The organism is uncultured Butyricimonas sp. (assembly GCF_959596855.1).
GTDB classification, from domain to species: Bacteria; Bacteroidota; Bacteroidia; order Bacteroidales; family Marinifilaceae; genus Butyricimonas; species Butyricimonas muris.
This window is the reverse complement of record NZ_CAUFYA010000098.1, coordinates 1-3400: the sequence shown is the minus strand read 5'-3', so window position 1 is coordinate 3400 and position 3400 is coordinate 1. Positions and strand designations below refer to the sequence as shown.

General features: G+C 44.3%; 5 protein-coding genes. All 5 read right to left on the bottom strand.

Features of this window, described 5'->3' with window-relative positions; all coding sequences use genetic code 11:
* Nucleotides 1-708: hypothetical protein (locus Q5866_RS20925; protein WP_303182326.1), on the bottom strand; the 708-nt coding region annotated here is incomplete at its 3' end.
* A gap of 102 nt (nucleotides 709-810) precedes the next feature.
* Entirely contained in the window at nucleotides 811-1584 is a 774-nt protein-coding gene (locus Q5866_RS20920; protein WP_303182325.1) for a hypothetical protein, read from the bottom strand.
* Between the two features lie 258 nt (nucleotides 1585-1842).
* On the bottom strand, nucleotides 1843-2442 hold the full coding sequence (locus tag Q5866_RS20915) for a hypothetical protein (RefSeq protein ID WP_303182324.1): 600 nt from the start codon (nucleotides 2440-2442) through the stop codon (nucleotides 1843-1845).
* Nucleotides 2429-2899, bottom strand: a complete 471-nt coding sequence (locus Q5866_RS20910) for a hypothetical protein (RefSeq protein WP_303182323.1) — start codon at nucleotides 2897-2899, stop codon at nucleotides 2429-2431. The genes Q5866_RS20915 and Q5866_RS20910 overlap by 14 nt, the downstream gene beginning before the upstream one ends.
* Nucleotides 2900-2903: 4 nt before the next feature.
* The coding region (locus Q5866_RS20905) for a hypothetical protein (protein WP_303182322.1) at nucleotides 2904-3400 on the bottom strand (497 nt) is incomplete at its 5' end.

The window sequence follows — 3400 nt, the reverse complement described above, 5'->3', positions numbered from 1 at the left end:
AGTTTTTCCCAATGCTTTTGCCCCGTCGCCAATAGCTGTAAAAACGGCTTTACTTTCAGCCCCGCCACGTCCTAACGCCAAAAGACTTTCGCCAAATGCGCTATTTAAACCTAACGTTTCTTTTAATTTGTCGCCATACGCAATAATTGCGTCGGACGCCTCCGTATAATTTCCGACGTTCAATTGAAATTTCCCGGTTGCTTCCTGCAAACGTTTCATTTCTTCGTATATTTCTTTGGTTTGTGCAACCAATTTTCGCCCCTCCTCGGTGTTTTCCCGTTCGGCTTTAGTCATGTTGTTTAAATAAATCTTATTCAATGAATATTGCGCCGATAAACGGTTATAGCTACCCTCGGCGGATTGATTTATTTTCACAATCAGTTTATTAATTTGGTTCGCTTCCTGCTGTGCCAATTTTAACTCGGCTAACTTTTTGGCGTTCTCGCTTTCTGCAAACGCCAAATCACGTTGCGCACGTGCCAAACGTTCCGCATCGTCTGCGGCTTTTTTGGTTGTCTTTCGCCCGTCCTCCGTTGCGCCGGAAACCTTTTTCAGAATCTCCGCCAATTGTATTGCTTCGGCTTTGATATTTTTCAGCGCATTTGTATATGTGTCCGAAAGTTCATCCAATTGTTTTATCAAATCTGTAATCGAATTATCCGGGCTTATTAAATCCGAATATTTGATTGGGTTGTTATTATCTGCCATACGCCGATTGTTAAGTTATTTACGGGAAATTCCCCGTCTGTTGCATTTTCTTTTCTCAAACGTGTAATTTATCGCCTAAAAATAAAAACGCCGGAAATCGCCTTATTTTACCTTTTTTTGCTTGTTTTCTTTTTTGGCTTGTTCCTTGATATACTCAAATGCGTTGTAATATTCCAAAACGGTAAATTTCTTTGGGTCAACATGCAAATTTTGGGACAATATCAAACACATATTTTCAAATTGTCTGTCATGCCTAATTTCCACGCTTTCCGACCCGGTAAACGTCTGCGGGTTGAAATAGGTTATCAACTCCGCCGTAATGTCGTCAATCTCTTTTGCGTCCGCCTCGGTTGCCCGACCGTCTATTATTGTGCGTAATACAACAATCGTTCTTTGTTTCAATTTATCGTAATACTCTTTCAATGTCGCATCATCGAACAACCGGGGAAAATACAAACGCAATTCTTCATCTATTTTTTTTTTAACCGCTTCCAAATGGGCGGTCAACTCGGCGTTCGGCGCATCGGCGAATAAATCCAATACCTTTTGCAAACCGTCCGCCGTCATATCGTTGTATTCGGTTCCGTCCACGGACTTAACCAAACAGGCAAACGCCAAATACTTTGGCGATATGGCAGATTGGACGAAATAAACGTTTTGCCGCAAATTATCCAATTCCTTTTCCGCCAAATCCGGCTTTTCCTTTCGGATAAACCGGATTGCCTTTTCAATATGCGCATCCCAATCGTTCAAATCCGACCCAACCCCGGCGTCGATAAGCAACATTTTGTTATATGCGTGAAATCGCAAAATTGGCAATTCGTCGATACTGTCGTACAACACAACCGCCCGTTCCCCTATCTTTGTCGTTTTCATAAGAGTATGCGGGTTATGACTGTTGAACAAAACGGAACCAATAACAATGCCGGGTTCCCGGTGCATATAGCAAACAGGACGGACAAAACGACCCCCGCCCACCATGATAAGCAAAAGCCGCAATTGAACATCTTAACAAAAAAGTCGTTGCCGTGAACTTGGACGTACTCAATAACGCCCCACTTTTTTAACAGGGTCAACAGGAACGCCGCCACGGTTGCCACGACCAAAACCCAAATAATGAAAGTTACCATATCGTTAAATGTTACAAGGTTGATTAACTGACAATACACCCTCAAAGCGAAAACCGCCGAACGGGTGCATTAAAAATTGATTATCTATTTCGTCCAACGTAAACCCACGGTACACGTTTTCCGCCAACTCATAAATCCGGTTTATTACAATCGTCCCGTCTTTCAGCCAAAAACCGCCATTTAGGACGGTCAATATTTCGTTCTTCAATGCCTCGGTATTCCGGTTGTTGAGTTGACCGGGGTAAACCTTGCGCAAATCGAACCAAACAATAAGGGAAAACGGGGCTTTAATCTCGCTTTGCTCTTTGGGAACCCAACCGACCGTTTGCGGGTCGTCTATCCAAAAGAACGAAAAATTGCCAATATTGGCATCCGGGGAAACGTCGATATAATCATTGTCGCCTCTCCATTCCGTCCCGCCCGCATATACGTTCGGGGTATAATAGCGTTTGCCCTGTATCACTTTGGCGATACGTTGCGCCCGCCCAAATGCGACGTCCAACCAATCGACGTTATCCATTAACCCGGTTTGTATGTTCCCCAAAACCCGGTCGATTAAAACCGGGTTGGGAATTATAGGGGTTGTTCTCTTATTCGTTGCCATATAATACGTTTTTTGCTTTCTTCATTAAGTCCGGGAATATATATTGCCAAATCAACGCCGCAATATTTTCGTCCGTCAATCCCAATATTTGCCGCCCGTACTTTTTTATTAAGTCCTCCGTTTTGAAATCCGACGCTTTTATTTCAAACTGTTTGTCGCTGACTTCCAAAAAAAACGACGCTTCAAAATCCCCGGTATCCCGTAACGTTACCCGGTTTGTCGGTTGTCCCTTTTCCTCCTTTATGGCTATCGTCAACGGCGAATACGGGGCGTAATCCATAATATCCACGCCCAAACGGTTAATACCTTGTTCAAACAATTGTTCCTCGGCATTCATATCAACAATATAGGCGTCATTGTCCCAAATGATTTGTTGAATGTATGCGCCGGACGATAACCCGTTGTTGAACGTGGCAACCCGGTTGCGTAAATCCTGTATTGACTTTAACCCCGCCATAATCTTACGTTGTCCGGTATTTTACACCGTGGTTATTACAAGTAAGGCAAATACGGTCGATACCCTGCGTATCCAACCGCAACGCCTCGTATGCTTTTTTAAGGTCATAACCCAAACCGCCGGGGCGACCCTCAACGTTGCCGTCCAATTCGTAAAGAATTTCCAACCGGGTTGCGTTTACTTGGTTCCGGTTTACCTTAACATCGGGGTTCATTGCCAACGTGCGCAACATGATTGCGGCGACCTGTCGTTGGATAACCGTTTGGAAAATCTGCCTTTCCTTAATGATAAAATCCGTTAGGTCGCAACCAACGGTTATTTCGCAATTCAACCCGTAATTCTGCGTATTGGTGTACATCGTCAACGCAATATCCCACAACTCCGGGTATTCGTCGAATGTTTCCGGGGCGTTCATCATAAACGGGGATACCTGTAAATACTTGGTTATTTCCCGCCAACGCTCCAAATCAACGTAACCCGTACACGTCCCGCACGGCTCCC